Source organism: Vagococcus hydrophili (assembly GCF_011304195.1).
Classification (GTDB): Bacteria; Bacillota; Bacilli; order Lactobacillales; family Vagococcaceae; genus Vagococcus; species Vagococcus hydrophili.
In genome coordinates this window covers 2,137,019-2,154,413 of the sequence record NZ_CP049887.1, presented here as the reverse complement: position 1 = coordinate 2,154,413, position 17,395 = coordinate 2,137,019, and the positions used below count along the sequence as shown (strand labels likewise).

The 17,395-nt window shown below is 35.7% G+C and carries 13 protein-coding genes; 1 reads left to right on the top strand and 12 read right to left on the bottom strand.

Annotated features, from left to right (window positions below; genetic code table 11):
- Positions 1–152 precede the first annotated feature (152 nt).
- From G7082_RS10565 to G7082_RS10535, 7 genes are all read right to left on the bottom strand, one after another.
- Entirely contained in the window at positions 153–1,112 is a 960-nt protein-coding gene (locus G7082_RS10565; protein ID WP_166035047.1) for an L-threonine 3-dehydrogenase, read from the bottom strand.
- A 15-nt stretch (positions 1,113–1,127) separates the two neighbouring features.
- Complete coding sequence (locus G7082_RS10560; RefSeq protein WP_202983157.1) at positions 1,128–2,315, bottom strand: glycine C-acetyltransferase; 1,188 nt, start codon at positions 2,313–2,315, stop codon at positions 1,128–1,130.
- Between the two features lie 171 nt (positions 2,316–2,486).
- Positions 2,487–2,981 carry a hypothetical protein gene (locus tag G7082_RS10555; protein ID WP_166035045.1) on the bottom strand — a complete coding sequence of 165 codons (495 nt, stop codon included), beginning with the start codon at positions 2,979–2,981 and terminating at the stop codon, positions 2,487–2,489.
- Positions 2,982–2,997: 16 nt separating this feature from the next.
- A complete protein-coding gene (locus G7082_RS10550) occupies positions 2,998–3,303 on the bottom strand; it encodes a hypothetical protein (RefSeq protein ID WP_166035044.1) in 306 nt (101 codons plus the stop codon).
- Positions 3,304–3,604: 301 nt separating this feature from the next.
- On the bottom strand, positions 3,605–5,200 hold the full coding sequence (locus G7082_RS10545) for a CTP synthase (RefSeq protein WP_166035043.1): 1,596 nt from the start codon (positions 5,198–5,200) through the stop codon (positions 3,605–3,607).
- A gap of 187 nt (positions 5,201–5,387) precedes the next feature.
- On the bottom strand, positions 5,388–6,497 hold the full coding sequence (locus G7082_RS10540) for an Abi family protein (RefSeq protein WP_166035042.1): 1,110 nt from the start codon (positions 6,495–6,497) through the stop codon (positions 5,388–5,390).
- Between the two features lie 138 nt (positions 6,498–6,635).
- A complete protein-coding gene (locus tag G7082_RS10535; protein ID WP_166035041.1) occupies positions 6,636–8,405 on the bottom strand; it encodes an MFS transporter in 1,770 nt (589 codons plus the stop codon).
- Between the two features lie 110 nt (positions 8,406–8,515).
- On the opposite strand from G7082_RS10535, the gene G7082_RS10530 reads away from it, so the two are divergent.
- The gene (locus G7082_RS10530) at positions 8,516–9,082 is read left to right on the top strand and encodes a GNAT family N-acetyltransferase (RefSeq protein ID WP_166035040.1); all 567 of its coding nucleotides are present in this window, start codon (positions 8,516–8,518) and stop codon (positions 9,080–9,082) included.
- A 74-nt stretch (positions 9,083–9,156) separates the two neighbouring features.
- Here G7082_RS10530 and lpdA read toward each other — a convergent pair whose 3' ends face one another.
- The 5 genes from lpdA to mgtA all read right to left on the bottom strand — a co-directional run bounded on the left by lpdA (position 9,157) and on the right by mgtA (position 17,388).
- Positions 9,157–10,563 carry a dihydrolipoyl dehydrogenase gene (gene lpdA, locus G7082_RS10525; protein WP_166035039.1) on the bottom strand — a complete coding sequence of 469 codons (1,407 nt, stop codon included), beginning with the start codon at positions 10,561–10,563 and terminating at the stop codon, positions 9,157–9,159.
- A 12-nt stretch (positions 10,564–10,575) separates the two neighbouring features.
- A complete protein-coding gene (locus tag G7082_RS10520) occupies positions 10,576–12,171 on the bottom strand; it encodes a dihydrolipoyllysine-residue acetyltransferase (protein WP_166035038.1) in 1,596 nt (531 codons plus the stop codon).
- A 39-nt stretch (positions 12,172–12,210) separates the two neighbouring features.
- On the bottom strand, positions 12,211–13,188 hold the full coding sequence (locus G7082_RS10515; RefSeq protein ID WP_166035037.1) for an alpha-ketoacid dehydrogenase subunit beta: 978 nt from the start codon (positions 13,186–13,188) through the stop codon (positions 12,211–12,213).
- A 3-nt stretch (positions 13,189–13,191) separates the two neighbouring features.
- Entirely contained in the window at positions 13,192–14,304 is a 1,113-nt protein-coding gene (gene pdhA / locus G7082_RS10510; RefSeq protein WP_166035036.1) for a pyruvate dehydrogenase (acetyl-transferring) E1 component subunit alpha, read from the bottom strand.
- A gap of 474 nt (positions 14,305–14,778) precedes the next feature.
- Positions 14,779–17,388 carry a magnesium-translocating P-type ATPase gene (gene mgtA / locus G7082_RS10505; protein WP_202983101.1) on the bottom strand — a complete coding sequence of 870 codons (2,610 nt, stop codon included), beginning with the start codon at positions 17,386–17,388 and terminating at the stop codon, positions 14,779–14,781.
- Positions 17,389–17,395: the final 7 nt, after the last annotated feature.

The following is a 17,395-nucleotide window of genomic DNA, read 5'->3' as shown; positions in this document are numbered from 1 at the left end:
CTCGGAGCTAAGTGCTCTTTTCACCACTCTGATTTAGTCCGGGTTCAAAGGGCAGCTCCCACGGTAACTTCAAAAACCAGAAGCAATCCGAAAGGCGTGGATTGTTTCTGGTTTTCTCCAGTTACTTGGAGCTAAACGCCCTTTTCACCACTCTATGCTTCTACAAACAATTTAGCTTTTAATTTTACTAACATATCTTTTGTCATCTCTTCTAAACCATATTCTGGTTTAAAGTCCCATTCTTTAGCTGCTGCATCGCAATCTAGTGAATCTGGCCATGAATCTGCAATTCCTTGAAGTTTTGGATTCACCTCATAAGTCATGGTGAATTCTGGCATCTCTTGTTGAATGCTTGCTAAAATATCTTTTGGTGTAAATGACATAGCAGAGATATTAAAGGCATTACGGTGAACTAAGCGGTCTTCTGGAATTTCCATTAATTTAATAATCGCATTAATCGCATCAGGCATATACATCATATCCATCGCTGTATCTTCACCTAATGGACACACATATTTACCTGCTTTTAGAGCTTCATAATAAATTTCTACTGCGTAATCCGTTGTTCCTCCACCTGGTAAAGTATCGTAAGAAATCAGACCAGGGAAACGAACCCCACGAGTATCCACACCAAATTTATCATGGTAGTAATCACATAACAATTCACCCGCAACTTTTGTGATACCATACATCGTTTTAGGACGTTGTAATGTATCTTGAGGCGTACTAACTTTTGGTGTTTCTGGACCAAAGGCACCAATTGAACTTGGTGTAAAGAATTGTAAATCTAATTTTCTAGCTACTTCTAAAGCATTCATTAAACCTGACATGTTGATGTGCCAAGCAATTTGAGGTTTATCTTCTGCCACAGATGATAAAAGTGAGGCCAAATGAATCATGGTGTCAGCTTCAAACTCTTTCGCTAATTCATACATACGTTCTTCATCTAACACATCTAAGACTTCAAATTTTCCGCCTTTAACAATGCGATGATCTTCTGGTTTTCTAATATCGGTTGCTAAAACGTTGTCCACGCCTTTTTCTCTTCTTAAACGATCTACTAACTCAGAGCCAATTTGTCCTAAACATCCTGTAATCATAATACGTTTCATAAATAGTCACCCTCACTAAATGATTTTCATTTCTTTTCCGACTTTTTCATAAACTGCTACAGCCTTGTCCAGCATCTCTTTTGTATGGGCCGCCGTTGGCATATTTCTAACACGTCCTGTTCCAAGTGGTACAGTTGGGAAGACGATTGGTTTCACATAAACACCATTTGCAATTAAATTCTTCGCAAATTCTTGAGCTAATTTTTCATCACCTAAGATAACTGGTGTGATTGGTGTTTCTGAATGACCAATGTCATAGCCAATGCCTTTCAATTTTTCTTTGAAGTAATTCGCATTTTCCCATAAATTATCAACATAGCTTGAATCACTTTCCATTAAATCAATGGCTTTAATTACTGCAGCCGAAGCTCCTGGTGTTAATGAAGTTGAGAAAAGGAAAGGTCTTGCTTGAGATTTTAACCAACTGATTAATTTCTCAGAACCTGCCACATAACCACCCACAACACCAATTGCTTTAGATAATGTTCCCATTTGGAAATCTACTTTATCAGACAAACCAAATTCTTTCACTGTTCCAGCACCTTTTCCAAGAACGCCTGAACCGTGAGCGTCATCCACATACACGATTAAGTTGTATTTTTCAGCAATTGCCATGATTTCAGGCATTTTAGCCACGTCGCCATCCATTGAAAAGACACCATCTGTAATATACATCACTTTTTTATATAGACCACTTTCCACTGCTTCTTTGGCTTTTTCTTCTAAATCTTTCATGTCTGAGTGATTGACACGAATAATTTTCGCGCGAGACAAACGACACCCATCAATGATTGACGCATGATTTAAACTGTCAGAAAGAATAGCATCATCTTTGTTCATAACAGCCGAGATAGCTCCCATGTTACAGTTAAATCCTGATTGGAAAGCAATCGCTGCTTCTGTTCCCTTGAATTTAGCAATGCGTTCTTCAAGTTCACGGTGAATCGCTAGAGTACCATTAATTGTTCTAACAGCTCCAGCTCCCACACCGTAAGTTTCTGTTGCTTCATTCGCCGCTTTAATCATTTCAGGATGTGTGGCAAATCCTAAATAGTTGTTAGATGCTAAATTAATTTTCTCTTGACCGTCGATTGTAATCATTGGTCCATTAGCCCCATCTAAGACGTCAATAGTTGAATAAAGACCTTTAGATTTTAAATTTCCTAACCCTTCATCTAAAAAATTTTCTAACGTTGGACTCATATAGCTCATAAACAAAAACCTCCAAGTATTTTATACTACCATTATAACTATTTTTTGAAACGCTTTCTACCTAATAAAAAATTCTTGCCAAATTTTCATAAATGTAAGCGATTTTATTAGTGATTACTCAATGTTTTCTCATTATTAGGAGAATTAAAAAAAGCTATTCAGCTATTTTATTAAAATAGTTGAATAACCTGAGTACGAATCTGTTAAGTTATCTGTTATTTCTTTTAAGCTAACCTTATCTCCAACTTGAAGTGACTTTAAATAGTTTTGGTAGGAATTAGAAAGTTTATTAATATCATAACTAATTAACTTTGTATTTTCTTCAAAGTCTTCTATTTTTAAAACAAAAACATCTTTATCTAATGAGGTTAATTCTTTATCTATTAATCCATTAGCAACTGTTTCCAAAGTTCTTCCATCAGGCATTAAATACAAATTAATTGCTTTGTAATTTTTATACTTACCAATATAAACTTTCAGATGTCGAAAGCTTTTAAAGTAAATAGCTGTCCCTTGTTCTAAAAGATATGAATCTGTAATGATATATTCATGATTCATTTTTTTATTTGTTTTAGGAACTGAAATTAATATACCAATAATCAATATAGTGAAGAAAATGATAGTAGGTATACCAAAAAACATAAACTCTGCATCCATTATGACACCTCTTCTCCTAATTAATATTAATATTTTTTCTCACTAATACACAATAATCATTCTTAAATGTGACTTCATAGCGTGATAATATATAAACTATTTTGCGTTCCGTTTTTGATACGTTATTTTCTTCATATCGTCTTTTATTGGCTCTACCTTCAAAAATCCACAAAAGAGGTCCTCCTAAAAACCAAAACAGACGATCTTTATCAGTTTGACAATATTTAGTCAATCCTTTGATAATTTCAGCCTCTTCCCCAATCAAGACATAATCACTTTTTTCTTTTTTTAGCTCTTTGTATAAATTTTCTACCACTTCCATCAAAACCAACCTACTCTCCACTCTCAATCATTTACAATTATACATTATTAGTTCATAAAACACATCTTTAAGATGGTATTGATTGTTTTAAAGACCTATTTATATGATAAAAAAGAACAGGGTGGGTCAAAAGTCGTTTTGCTCCGAGCAACTGGAGGGAAAAGCGAACAATCGCTCTTTTTGATTGATCGCTTTTCGTGAAGTTGCCGTGGGAGCAGACTTTTTATCCCCTGACTATTATAGATTATTCGTATAAATAAGAAAGAGGCTGACATTTGGGTCAGCCTCTTCTCTTTTTTTTTTACTTCAAACTAGCCTTAACAAACCCATTAAACAGCGCTTGTGGTTTCGTCGGACGAGAGATTAACTCTGGATGGAACTGAGCTGCTACGAAGAATTTTTTATCTGATAATTCGACGATTTCAACTAAACGATTATCTGGAGAAACACCTGAGAATGTTAAGCCTTTTTCTTCAAACATTTCACGGTAATCATTGTTAAACTCATAACGGTGACGGTGTCTTTCTGCTACTTCTGCTTGATTGTTATAAGCTTCTGCCGTTTTTGTTCCTGCTTTAATCTCACATGGATATAAACCTAAACGTAAAGTACCACCTAAGTTTTCAATGTTTTCTTGGTCTTTCATTAAGTCAATAATTTTATGCTCTGCATTAGGTGTTGTTTCTCCTGAAGCTGCTCCTTTAAGTCCGACAACGTTTCTAGCAAACTCTACGCAAGCCATTTGCATACCTAGACAAATACCTAAGAACGGCACATCGTTTTCACGGGCAAAACGAATAACCTCGATTTTTCCTTCTAAGCCGCGATCACCAAAACCACCTGGAACTAAAATACCATCTGCATCAGATAAGTATTCTGACACGTTTTCTTCTGTGATATCTTCTGCTTGAACCCAGTTAATATCAATATCTGAATTTGATTCAAATCCAGCATGTTTTAAAGCTTCAACAACAGAAAGGTAAGCATCTGGTAATTCAACGTATTTACCAACTAAAGCGATTTTTACTGTTTTTTCTAAATTCAAGACACGTTGTTCTAATTGTTTCCACTCTGTCATATCAGCAGCTGGTGCCTCAATTTTTAAATGGTCACAGACAATTTGATCCATGTTTTGTGCTTGTAGATTTAAAGGAATTGAGTACAACGTATCCACGTCTCGTGACTCAATCACCGCTTCTTTTGGAACATCACAGAACTGGGCTAATTTTTCTTTCGTGCCTTCTGAAACTTCTTCTTCTGTTCTAATCACCAAGATGTTTGGTTGGATGCCTAAACTTCTTAATTCTTTGACACTATGTTGAGTTGGTTTTGTTTTCATTTCCCCTGCTGCTTTTAAATAAGGAATCAGCGTTGTATGGATGTACATCACATTTTCAGAACCCACATCTGTTTTAATTTGGCGCAGTGCTTCTAAAAATGGTAATGATTCAATATCCCCAACAGTTCCCCCAACTTCTGTAATGATAATGTCAGAATCAGTGGTGCTTGCGGCACGCATAATTTTATCTTTAATTTCATTGGTAATATGTGGAATAACTTGAACTGTTGCTCCTAAGTATTCCCCTTTACGTTCTTTTTGAAGAACTTCTGAATAAATTTTACCTGTCGTTACGTTAGAATATTGATTTAAATTGATATCAATAAATCGTTCGTAATGACCTAAGTCTAAGTCTGTCTCTGCCCCATCATCTGTTACAAACACTTCCCCATGTTGATACGGACTCATAGTTCCTGGATCAATGTTGATGTATGGATCAAACTTTTGAATCGTTACCTTAAGTCCACGATTTTTTAGTAGTCTCCCTAGTGATGCTGCGACGATTCCCTTACCGATTGATGACACAACGCCACCTGTTACGAAAATATATTTTGTCATTTGTCTTCCTTCTTTCTTCTCTTTTGGTAAAGCCTTAGAAATAAGAAAAAGCTCCCCTATTCAATCAGAATAAGGGAGCGGATATTTTCGTTAACTTCTTACCCTATTAAAAGGGTGCCCAACAAATACTTTACAATGTTTGGTTTTAGATGTCAATTATAAACTATACAAAACGATTGTTTTTTATTTATATCTCAAATATCAATATTTCTTTCCAATGCTTTGGAAAACTCATATTTGATATATTTACTTCTGGTGTATCAGTTATCTTATTTTCTAGTTTTTCAACAAATACATTCCAATTTTCTCTTTCAGTAATACCTAGTAACATATAAAAATTTTTCATTACAAGTAAACCTGCAAAAACTGAATGCGAAAATTTTGATTTTATCAAAGATAATTGTTCTTTGTCATATTCAATATTTTTAAATATCAACTCTTCATCCATTTTTAACATCGTTGGATTAAAATTGAAATACTTAGAGTAAAATCTTGAACAATGAGCTCCAGTATTTCTGAGAATTTGAATAGTCTTAACCCACTCAATTATTAATCTCTGAGGTATCTCTTCACTCAATTGATCCATCCATTTTTTTCTAATCGGTCGATCTAAGTAGGTGATAAAAGAACTTAACTCACCAATCGTCAAATGTTCCACCATAACCCATATCGGAATATGTCCACTATAATATTCAACATGATGTTTTATCATAACATCCTTCTCTTGCTTTTTAAAAAGCTCCTCTGCAACTTTTGAATACCATCTATCAACATCTTTATTGTTCAAATGTCTCTCTTTATAAATAGTTTTATCTAAATAAATTAAGCCACTTGGTAATATTCTATCATTTGTTAGTATCTCTCGATTAGTCGATAAAAAATAAGCTAAATTGGTTTTTAAAAGGACTTCTATTGAAGGAATTAATCTGTTTATAGACATTCTCAAAAAACTATCAAATTCATATAATTTTAACAAATTTGAAAAACTCTTATCCTCTTTTAAATACAACATAAACACTGATAGTCGATAATAATTGATTGTTCTTAAAATTTCTCCAGCCAGAACTTCCTCTGATGAAGTAAAAGTAATTCCATGATCTTTAAACTGAACAATCATTTCTGGTATTTTTTTTGGTATTTTTATTTCTTTAGCTTCTTTAATTTCTATTTTTTTAGATTTTTGCTTGATTGGAATAGGAAACTTATAGCCATCTATGAATAAATTTTTGTCTGGATATACTTCTATATCTTGGTATGGTTTAGATACATCACTTATTAACATAGTTTTTTTGCTCATAGTAAACTCCTTTTTAAGATAAAAAAATAGGCCAGCCCTGTTTCGCATTGTTAAGAGGCGTGGCTGACTCGCTTACTAATAATATACCATTATTAAATTTTTTATTCAATATTTTTTTTAATTAAAAAAGTTTTTTTACTATTTAACCGGTGTCACTTCTTCAATTTTAATATCATCAATCGTCGTCATTGGGTTATCACTACTAATACTTGCTTCAAAAGAAACTTGATCTCCTTCTTTTAAGAACATACTATAAACATTATTTGATGTGCTAATAGTATAAACTTGTGGGTCATTCTCCAACATAAATGACACAGTTTCTGTTCCATCAATCACGATTTTATTCACTCGTTTGACTTTTCCAGAAACAGATTTAGCATCTGATTTACTAGTATTTTTATTGTTGCTACCCTTTAAGCTTAGTTTTACTTTAAAGGCTTGAAGGGTTTTCTCAGCGTCATCCCCATCCACTAAAATATCGCTATCTGTGGCTGATATATAGACGTAACCTTTAAAAATACCATTTGTATCAAGTAAGGAAACAATCCAAGTTGGCATGCCTTCAATATTATAAAGGATTGGCATCTTCGCTTCCCATTTCTTTTCAGGGTAAATTTTTTCAGCAATTTGAATCGCTCCATCGCTGTCCATCATCCCTTTTTTATCACGGTAAAACTCCATTGTACCTGTTCTAGCGTTAATTAAACTGTAACCTAGAGCGCTATCTTGTTTTTCATCATCACTGGTAAAATCGGTAAAATAAAGTAATTCACCATTTTTTGACATTAAAGGAGTGACTGCACCTGACGAGTAAATACCATTAGACGTTGGCTGCTTCACATCATCTTTAGCAAATAAACTATTCCACCAACCTTTACCATATTTACCATAGTAACTATTCATACTACTTGCCACTGAACTTGTAATCGGTGCGTCAATTTCTTTTGGAACATCTTTTAAATCATAAATGTTTGTTTCTCCTGTGATTGTATTAAGGACAGCTGTTTGGAACTTGTCATAACGTTTTTTCCCACTGATACCATACTCTTTATACAACGTTTGAACATAGTAAGGAGTTCCGTCTTCACCTATCTCTAAATTCACCACACCTGTTCTAGCTAAGTTAGATGATTTTGAGTAGATTTTACGCTCAGCATCTTGCCATAAATAACCACTTGGCACATACTTCATTTCTTTTTCAACAAACTCTGGTTGTGCATTAATGTTTGTGGCACTAATTTTAAAGTAACCTGGTACACTCTTGAACCTGTTCCATTTCCAAACACTACGATATTCTAATGCCGAGACATAAACGTATTCCCCGTCGATCATTTGTGCAGTCGTTGTCCCTAATTCGTAAGCACTGTAGTTAGGGACACTACTCATCATTTTTTGCATCTTATTGCGAGCACTTTTTGTGGACATAGCAATTGGTGTTTCTTTGGTTGATTTTAATTCCTCTGTTTCAGTTACTTTTTTTACTGAAATAGTCTCGTAAATTTCATCCGTACTTAGAATGCGAGCAACTGGAACGAAAACAAAGTAAGCCAGTGCCAATAAATTAGCTGCGAGCATACTATTTCTTACTATCTTGGGTGAGTTAAAAGAAACTTGTGTCCCTCTTTTGCCTTTAGAACTAGAGACGTTTGCTGTTGTCCCAGTCATAAAGAGAACAAAAATCATCCCAATTAAGAAAGAGATAATATTATTAAAAATCAAACTACTTAATGATTGCGCTGGTAGTGCGAAATAAACATAAACAAAACTCAATATAAGATAAACAACGCTTAATCTCACTGAATTTCGAATGACTTTCTTTTTATTTTTACCTGAGACAATCCCAATAATGATTGCCAATAAAAAGCCGATACCGAATTTTAATGTGGCAATTAATAGACCTACTAACATAAACATCCTCCTAAAATTTCTTCTTCATTTAACTATAATGATACCTGAAATATACTCTCCACTTATGTTACACTTTAATCAACAAATTTACTATAGAAGGAGTACTAATAATGAATCTTATAACTGAACGACTACTTTTGCGCCCTATCCTCGAAAAAGATATGGTTGATTATTTTGAATTCTATTCCGAAGTAGAGAATTGTCTCTATCTACTTAATGAACCTTGGACTGAATCTAACATGCAAGATAACTTTAAACCTAAACTAGAAAATAAAAGTTTTCTCAAACGAACCTCCACACTGCTTTCTGTGATTTACAACCGAAAAGCTATCGGAGAAATATCGATTATTTCTTGCGATATGAAAGACACGATTGAAATTGGTTATATTTTTAATTCTGACTACGCACATCAAGGGTTTGCCTTGGAAGCTTTAACAGCCACATTTGATTATCTCTTTTCACAACAAAATACCCACCGAATTTACGCAGATGTTGATGCTAGAAATTTCAAATCTGCTCGCCTTTGTGAGAATTTATCCATGAGAAAAGAAGCCCATCATATTGAAGACTACTGGAATAAAAATGAATGGACTGATAGTTTAATTTTTGGCATTCTAAAAAAAGAATGGCTAGCAAAAAGGGAAAGTAAAAAAATGAGGCTAGAATGGAACTCCTAAAAGTTCTATTCTAGCCTCTATTTTAAAACTTATATAAATAAGTTACGTCCGGACATTTTGTTTCTAATCAATTCTTACATGTGGATTGGTAAGCCCAATGCTAATTCAGCAGCATCCATTGTTACTTCAGATAATGAAGGATGAGAATGGATTGTTAATGCGATATCTTCAGCATTCATGCCTGATTCAACAGCTAAACCTAATTCAGCGATAATATCACTTGCACTCACACCAGCAACTTGTGCTCCAACTAAAACATTGTCTTCTTTAGTTGTAACCAAACGAACGAATCCATCCATTTTGTTTAATGAGATAGCACGGCCATTACCTGCTAATGAGAATTTAGATGATTTAACATCTAAACCAGCTTCTTTAGCTTCTTTTTCAGTATAACCAACTGTTGCAAGTTCTGGATCAGTGAAGGCTACTGCTGGCATACCAATGTAATCAACAGCAACTGCTTTACCAGAGATTGCTTCAGCAGCTATTTTAGCTTCGTAACTTGCTTTATGAGCTAATGCAGCACCAGGAACGATGTCTCCAATTGCCCATACGCTTTTCACGTTAGTACGTCCTTGGTTATCAACTTTAACTAATCCACGATCAGTCATGTCAATTCCTAAGATTTCTAACCCTAAGTCATCAGTGTTTGGACGACGACCAACAGTTACCATAACGTAATCAGCTTCGATAGCTTCTTCTTTACCGTTAGCTTCGTATTTAACAGTCACGCTGTCACCATTGTCAATTGCTTCTTTAGCCATTGCTTTAGTAACAGTTGTGATGCCTTTTTCTTTAAAGTCTTTTTCGACTAATTTAACCATATCTTTTTCAAAAGTTGGTAAAATTTGAGGAGAACCTTCTAAAATAGTTACTTCAGAACCTAAGTTAGCGTATGCTCCACCTAATTCAGCACCAATCACTCCACCACCAACGATGACAAGTTTTTTAGGTACTTCAGTTAAGTTTAAACCACCAGTTGAATCGATAATTCTTTTACCAAATTTGAAACCTTTGATTTCAATTGGACGAGAACCAGTTGCTACAATAGCATTGTTGAATGAATAAGTTTGAGCACTTTCTTCAGTCATTACACGTAATGTATTTTCATCTACGAAGAATGCTTCTCCTTCGATGATTTCAACTTTGTTCTTTTTAAGTAACATTCTGATACCAGAAGTTAACTTGTTAACAACACCGTTGTCTTTCCATTCTTGTGTTTTAGAAAAATCTAAAGTCACGTTTTCAGAAGTAATCCCGAAAATATCACCATGTTTAGCTTCGTGGAATCTATGTCCAGCGTTAATTAGGGCTTTTGAAGGAATACAGCCGACGTTTAAACAAACACCGCCTATGTATTCACGTTCAATGATAGCAACCTTTTGACCCATTTGTGCGGCACGAATGGCTGCAACGTATCCTCCAGGTCCAGCTCCAATAACGACTGTATCTAATTCTACTGCGAAATCTCCTACTACCATGTTCGATTCACCTTATCCTTCCATTAATAATAATTCTGGATTAGCTAATAAACGTTTAATGTTATTCATAGCTTTTTGAGCAGTTGCTCCATCGACAATACGGTGATCAAAACTTAATGATAATTTCATCATACGGCCAACAGCTAATTCACCATCTGAATTAACAACTGGTTGTTGTGTAATAGTACCAACACCTAAGATAGCTACTTCAGGGTAGTTAATTACTGGTGTGAACCAACCACCACCAACAGATCCGATGTTACTGATTGTTACAGTACCACCACGCATGTCAGCTGCAGTTAATTTACCTTCGATTGCAAGCGATGCTTTTGCGTTGATTTCATCAGCGATATCAAACATGCTCTTAGTGTTTGCATCTTTAACGTTTGGTACATATAAACCATGATCTGTATCTGTTGCGATACCGATGTTGTAGTAGTTTTTGTAAACTAACTCATCAGTTGTATCATCAATTGATGCGTTCATGATTGGGAATTCTTTCATAGTGGCTGTTAAAGCTTTAACAACGTATGGTAAGAATGTTAATTTAGTATTTCTTGATGCCGCAACATCTTTAAATTTCTTACGGTGATCCCAAAGTGCAGAAACTTCTACATCATCATGTAATGTTACGTGAGGTGCAGTGTGTTTGCTGTTAACCATCGCTTTAGCAATAGCTTTACGAGTTGGTGTCATTTTTTCGCGAACTTCAGCTTCTGGCGTTCCAACGAATGCTACTGGTGCTGCTGCTTTAGCAACTGGTGCTGCCGTTGTAGCTGTAGTTGCTGCTTCTGTTGTTGTTTCAACAGCTGCTGCGACTGGTGCGCCACCAAAGTTATCGATATCAGATTTAATAACACGTCCACCTTTACCAGTTGGAGTTACTAAAGTAATATCTACACCTTTTTCACGAGCATGTTGACGTACTGAAGGCATAGCTAAAACGCGTTTGCTTGGTGCGCCAGTTGGAGTCGTTGATGCTGGTGCTGCTGCTGGAGTTGCAACTGGTGCTGCTGTTGTAGCTGCTGCTACTGGAGCTGCATCGTTGTGTCCAGGTGCATCGATTTCTACTAATACGTCACCTACGTTTGCTACTGTTCCTTCTGCAACTACGATACTTACAACAGTACCTGTTACAGGAGAAGGAATTTCTTCTACTGATTTGTCGTTTTGTACTTCTAACATTGTATCGTCTTCGTTGATTGTGTCTCCTGCTTTAACGAACCATTTTACGATTTCGCCTTCTGCAATACCTTCACCAATATCTGGTAATTTGAATTGGAAAACACCGCCAGCTGGAGCTTGTGCTGGAGTAGCTACTGGTGCTGCTTCAACGGCTGGAGCCGCTTCTTCAGTATCATCTTCATGCCCTGGAGCGTCGATTTCTACTAATACGTCACCTACGTTTGCTACTGTTCCTTCAGCTACTACTACTTTAAGAACTTTACCTGTTACAGGAGAAGGAATTTCTTCTACTGATTTATCGTTTTGTACTTCTAACATTGTATCGTCTTCGTTGATAGTATCGCCTTCTTTAACGAACCATTTTACGATTTCGCCTTCTGCAATACCTTCACCAATATCTGGTAATTTAAATTTAAAAGCCATTTTAGTTTTCTCTCCTTCTATCTTGTTTCAAGCACTTAATTAAAATGCGTGGATTTCCTTAACTTTCGCTTCGATATCAGATGCATTTGGTAACCAAGCATTTTCTGCCATACCGAATGGGAAAATTGTATCTGGAGCTGAAACGCGACCAACTGGAGCTTCTAATGAAAGAACAGCTCTTTCTGAGATTTCTGAAACAACTTGTGCACCAACACCCGCTTGTTTTTGAGCTTCTTGTACAACGACAACGCGTCCTGTTTTTTCAACAGATGCAATAATTGTTGCAGTGTCTAAAGGAGCAACTGTACGTAAATCAATAACTTCTACAGAGATGCCTTCAGCTTCTAATTTTTCAGCTACTTTAAGAGATTCACGAACCATAGCGCCGTAAGTAATGATAGAGATATCAGAACCTTCTTTAGCAACTGCTGCTTTATCTAAAGGAACAGTGTAAGCTTCATCTGGCACTTCCTCACGGAATGAACGGTATAATTTCATGTGCTCTAAGAAAACAACAGGGTCGTTGTCACGAATAGCTGAAATTAATAATCCTTTAGCATCATATGGGTTACTTGGAATAACAACACGGATACCAGGAGATTGAGCGATTAAACCTTCTAAGTTATCAGCATGTAATTCAGGTGTATGTACACCACCACCAAATGGCGCGCGGATTGTAACTGGCATTGTTCTAGTACCACTCATGCGGTAACGAGTACGTGCCATTTGAGCAACGATTTCATCCATTACTTCAAATACGAAACCAAAGAATTGGATTTCTGCAACTGGGCGGAAATCTTCTAATGCTAAACCAAAAGCTAAACCGCCGATAGCTGATTCTGCTAAAGGTGCATCGAATACACGATCTTCACCAAATTTTGCTTGTAAGCCTTCAGTGGCACGGAAAACCCCACCGTTGTTACCTACGTCTTCACCGAATACTAATACATCTTTGTTTGCTTCAAGTTCTAAAGCTAGAGCATCTGTAATTGCTTGGATCATTGTTTTTTGTGCCATGATTTATTTCGACTCCTTTGCTTCGTAGATATCAATTTGTTCTTGAATACTTTGTGGTGAAACTTCAAACATGTTTTTCAAGAAATCTGATACTTTTTGTTTTGGTGTAGAATCTGTTGCTTTGATAGCTTCTTTAACTTCTTCTTTAGTTGCTTCAATAACTGCTTCTTCTTTTTCTTCTGACCATAAACCTTTTTCAGTTAAGTAGATACGGAAACGGTTTAATGGATCTTTACCTGCCCACTCATCTTCTACTTCTTGTGAACGGTATCTTGTTGGATCGTCACCTGATAATGTATGTGGACCATAACGGTAAGTTAATGTTTCGATTAAAACTGGACCATTTCCAGCAATTGCCCAATCACGAGCTGCTTTTGTTACTTTATAAACTGCTAATGCATCCATTCCATCAACTTGAATACTTGGAATACCAGCTGCGATACCTTTTTGAGCTAATGTAGTCGCTGCTGTTTGTAATTCACGTGGTGTAGAGATTGCATAGCCGTTGTTTTGGATAAAGAATACGGCATTAGCTTTCATAGCTCCTGCAAAATTGATTCCTTCATAGAAGTCACCTTGTGAAGAACCGCCGTCTCCTGTATATGTAAATGCTACGTTTGGTTTGTTACGTTTTTTAAGTCCTAAAGCAACACCAGCTGCTTGAACATATTGAGCACCAATAATAATTTGTGGTGGAAGAGCTTTTAAATCTGCTGGGTATTCGTTACCTGCAGCGTGTCCTTTTGACCAAAGGAAAGCTTCTTTTAATGGTAAACCATGTTGAATTAATTGAGGAACATCACGGTAACCTGGTAATAAAACATCTTCTTTAGTCATAGCGAAGTGACTTGCTAATTGACTTGCTTCTTGTCCAGCTGTTGGAGCGAAGAATCCTAAACGTCCTTGACGATTTAATGCAGTTGAACGTTGATCAAGTACACGAGACCATACCATTCTACTCATTAATTCTACTAACTCATCATCTGATAAATCAGGTACTAAATCTTCATTTACTACCTTCCCGTTTACATCTAATACTTGTACAGTTGGGAAGTTTTCATTCATACCTTCCAGAAATGCTGCAAAATCAAGTGGGTTTACTTTTTTCTTAGCCATACTGTTGCACAATCCTCTCTTATTACAATTTCATTTTGTTCACAAACAGAAAGAAAATCTGTATCAATATCTTTCGTTTCGACATCTATAAGTTACCACGACAAAATACCGAATGCAAGTAATAAACTCTGAAACTAAATGTTTTAAAACCTTTTATATCAACGGATCACGAGATAGTGATCGTTTTCACTTTCTTGCATAACTTTGTATGTTTTTTTACAAAATCACTACTTCTTTCTGTATCATTCTGTTTTAATTAAAAGTACAAACTGTTATATATCAATTTTCTGAAAGCAGTATAAGACTGTAGTAGAACACGTTTCTCATTGTTTTTTTATTAAACAAACCTGTTACAAAAAAGGTGAGATAAAACAAAAACAGAGGATTCGTTTAGAAAAGAACCCTCTGTTTCCTATCAAAAAACGAACAAAACTGAGTATATTTTAACAGATAGTGAAAAAAATAACTTTGTTTTTAAATCCATTCTTTGTATTTTTTTATGTATTTTGTTTTTACAAACTGAATCAATCCCATGTAGAGTATCACAATTAAAATTAACCAACCCCAATACACAGAAGGTAATTTAGCAAAATCAAAGGCATCTCTTAATGGCTCGGCTAACACAACAATGATACCTGTCAAAACAGCTAAAGCGCTGGTAAACAACATAGCCGTGCTTGCTCGACTTTGAAGGAAGGGAATTTTTTCAGTTCTGACCATGTGAACAACTAATGTTTGACTGATTAAACCAACTAAAAACCACCCTGTTTGGAAAACGCTTTGATCAGCGACTGTGTTTGCACCAATAATGAACCACATCACACCAAATGTTGCGATATCAAAGATGCTACTAATTGGTCCAATAAACATGGTGAACTTGAATAAATTCTTAACATCAAAAGTCACAGGTTCCATAATTTGACTGTCATCCACATTATCCCAAGGCATTGCTAATTGGGAAATGTCATAAATCAAGTTTTGAACGAGAAGTTGGAGTGATAACATCGGTAAGAAAGGTAGAAAAGCACTAGCAACGAGAACTGAAAAAACATTCCCAAAGTTTGAACTAATCGTGATCATGATATATTTCATCATGTTCTTAAAGACTTTCCGTCCTTCTTCAACCCCGTCTTCTAATACTGTTAAACTTTTTTCTAATAAAATAATGGAACTGGCTTCTTTGGTGATATCTGCAGCAGTATCAACTGATATTCCTACATCGGCCGTTCTTAAGGCTGGAGCATCGTTAATCCCGTCTCCCATAAATCCAACAGTGTTTCCTTGGGTTTGTAATTCCTTAATGATTCTCGCCTTTTGCATCGGATTTAATTTGGCAAACAAATGCGTTTCTTTGACTGCTTGACTGAATTCATCCTCTGACATTTTATCGATGTCGCTTCCTATATAAGCATGTTCAATTTCAATGCCTACATCCATGCAAACTTTTCTTGAAACGACTTCATTATCTCCAGTTAAGACTTTAACAGTGACACCATGTTGTTGAAGTGAAGAAATTGCTGTAATAGCTGATTGTTTGGCTGGATCTAAGAAGCCTACGAAACCAACTAAAATCATATCACTTTCATCGGCTAAACTATAAATCGCTTCATTATGAACATCTCGCTTATAAGCAACTGTTATAACACGCATGCCTTGTTCATTCATCTTAACGTTCACTTGATTCATTTCTTTAAGTAGCTCATCTGTTAAAGGAACAATTTCTCCTTCAATTTCTACGTGAGAACAAACTTCTGCCATCTCCTCAACAGCACCTTTTGTTATCATCAGTTGGTGCTCACCTTGTTTAATGGCAACAGTTAAGCGTCGTCTTGAAAAATCAAAAGGAATTTCATCAATTTTTTCAATTGTCTCTTGGCTTTTTTTATCTGGATGGGTTTCATAATAGTTAATAATGGCGTGATCCATTAAGTTCTTCCAGCCTGTTTGGTAATTGGAATTTAAGAAGGCCATATCTAACACTTTAGGGTCGTCATCTATCCCTAATGGACTAACGTGTTCTACTAATACAACGCGGTCTTCTGTTATAGTCCCTGTTTTATCTGTACATAAAATATTCATCGACCCTAAGTTTTGAATGGCATTTAATTCTTTAACAATCACTTTTTTCTTAGCTAAACTTTGAGACCCTTTAGCTAAGTTACTTGTCACAATCATTGGCAGCATCTCTGGTGTTAACCCAACTGCCACCGCAATAGCAAAGAAGAAAGCCTGAGTCCAGTCTCCCTTAAGTAAGCCATTAATCAGCAAAACAACGGGAAACAAGACAAGAACCATACGAAGTAATAGCTTACTAATATGATTTAAATCACGGTCAAAATTAGTTAATTCTCGCTTAGTACTGGCATGTTTGGCAATATCACCAAAGAAGGTTTGTTGACCTGTCTTTAAAATAATTGCCTCACCTTGGCCACTTAAAACATCTGTCCCCATAAAAATTAAGTTAGACAAGTCAATGGCTGACACATCATCCGGAACTTGGTTTTCATTTTTAGCAGATTCGTATTTTTCAACGGGCATGGATTCCCCAGTTAATGAAGATTGATTCACAAATAAATCTTTTGTCCAAATCAATAAGCTATCTGCTGGGATCATGTCACCTGCTGATAAATAAACAATATCCCCTGGTACCACTTCTTCCATGGGGCGCTCTGTAATTTCACCTTCCCGCTTAACCGCACATGTGTGTTTGACCAAATCTTGTAAGGCAAGAGATTCTTTTTGAGCTTTAAAATCTTGAGTAAATCGAATGAGAGCACTAACTAAAATCATTAAAGACATCACCACAACAGCTTCATAATCTTTAGTTAATAAGGAGACGATGAGTAACCCGAATAAAACATAGATAAAAGGATCCATAAAAGATTTTACTAAAAGTAAGTACCAACTATCCGGTTTTTGAATATCTATTTTATTTTCCCCATATTCCTCTAACCGATTCAATCCATCCTCATGACTTAAACCACTTGGAGACGTTCTAAATTCCATCATGAGTTCACGGTCTGACAAGGTTGCTAATTTTTTTAATTCCAAATCCTTGTTTGTGTTTGTCATATCTTTTTTCATAACCCCA